This window comes from Paenibacillus sp. OT2-17, assembly GCF_009827695.1.
Classification (GTDB): domain Bacteria; phylum Bacillota; class Bacilli; order Paenibacillales; family Paenibacillaceae; genus Paenibacillus; species Paenibacillus polymyxa_B.
Window position 1 is genome coordinate 1 of record NZ_WUDQ01000677.1, and the last position, 1773, is coordinate 1773.

Below are 1773 nucleotides of genomic sequence, written 5' to 3' on the forward strand. Positions count from 1 at the left end.
AAAGTAGCTATGCTGCCGGAAGTACCTTTAAAGACGCGTTTGCGCATCGTCTTTCGCAGGAATGGCGTTGTCCGGTGAAGGTCATGAACTGGGGATACTGGGGGAGCGGCGAAAACAATGCCTCTCAAAATGGAGGGCAGGAGGTAGAAAATTACTCCAGACTGGCGCAAATAGGTGTTGGGCTCATTGACCCACAGGAGGGGATGGAGGCGCTTGAGACGCTTCTTGCCTCACCGATAGACCAAATGGGGCTTATGAAAACAACAAGACATCTGGAGATGGAAGGGACTAATCCGACGGAAGAGATTGATCTCTACCCGCCTAATTCGGATCCGAATCTCAGGGATATACAGGAAAATATTGCTACAGCAATACAATCAAGAAGCCATTTTATCGAAAACTATGCTGCAGATGATATGGGCGACCTCCAGGAAAGGGAGATGGAACATCTCCTAAGCAGGTTGTTGCGGGAGCAGCTCTTGTCCATGGGGTTATCAGGGACAGATCGTCAGTCCGTCGACGAGTTCAAAAATAAACTCGGACTACCTGAGCTATATGGCAAATGGCTGAAAGAGAGCATGGAGATTTTGACACAGATGGATAACGACCTATCAGGTAGAAACTCCAGCTTGACGGATCGAGATGATGTCTGGCAGGAATGGGAAGAGCGCAAGCGTACATGGCTACAATATCCGCAGATGAGAGCAAGGGTTAATTTGGTTGAGACAACGCTACGGGCTTTACCGGAAGTGCTTACCGGAAAATCGCCTGCGACTGAAGTCATCTTTCCCAATTCCTCAATGGAACTAGTGGAAGGAATTTATAAGAACAATCTGGTGGTGGACTACTTTAATGAAGTACTTGCCGATACTACTGCCGCTTATATCCAGGAGAGGATTATGGCCGACGCCGCTGCGGAAATCAGAATTCTGGAAATCGGCGCGGGCACCGGAGGGACCAGTGCCACGCTATTCCTGAAATTGCGCCCATACCGCAAACACATTCAGGAATATTGCTATACCGATATTTCCAAAGCCTTTTTGATGCACGCGGAAAAAGAGTATGGGCCGCATAATCCGTATCTCAGCTACCAGATTTTTAATGTTGAAGAACCTATTGCTGGGCAAGGTGTTGAGACGGGTAAATATGATATTGTCATTGCCGCTAATGTACTTCATACCGCAAAAGACATCCGCCAGGCGTTACGTAATGCTAAAGCGGTTTTGAAAAGCAACGGCTTGCTCCTGCTCAATGAAATCACAGGTAGTAGCGTGTTTACCCACCTTACCTTCGGATTGCTAGATGGCTGGTGGGCGTATGAGGATCCGGAATGGCGTATTCCTGGATGCCCAGGGCTTCACCCTCAAATATGGGAAACCGTACTGGACAAAGAAGGTTTCCATGCAGCGTTCTTCCCGGCGCAAGAGGCGCATGATTGGGGCCAGCAGATTGTTGCAGCCCAAAGCGATGGCTTGGTTCGGCAAAAGCGACAGCACAAACGAAGATCAATATTGATAGAGAAAAGAACCGTAGAAACGGTATCAGTGAAGCAACGAACTCAACCCAAAATAGAGGTAGAACATGTGCTGCGTGAAAAAAGTACGGCGTACTTTAAACATTTGCTTGGTGAGACGCTAAAAATGGAACCGGGAAGTATCGACTCAACGGTTGCCCTGGAAGAGTATGGAATCGACTCGATATTGGTTGTGCAAATCACAAATGTTTTGCGTGAAGTCATCGAGGATTTTGCCAGCACGCTGTTTTTTGAGTACA

1 protein-coding gene is annotated in these 1773 nt (G+C 47.8%); it reads left to right on the forward strand.

Going from position 1 to position 1773, the window contains the following annotated elements; genetic code table 11:
* Positions 1-1773 (forward strand): methyltransferase (locus tag GRP75_RS26030; RefSeq protein ID WP_160790774.1); only part of this gene is annotated, 1773 nt, incomplete at both ends.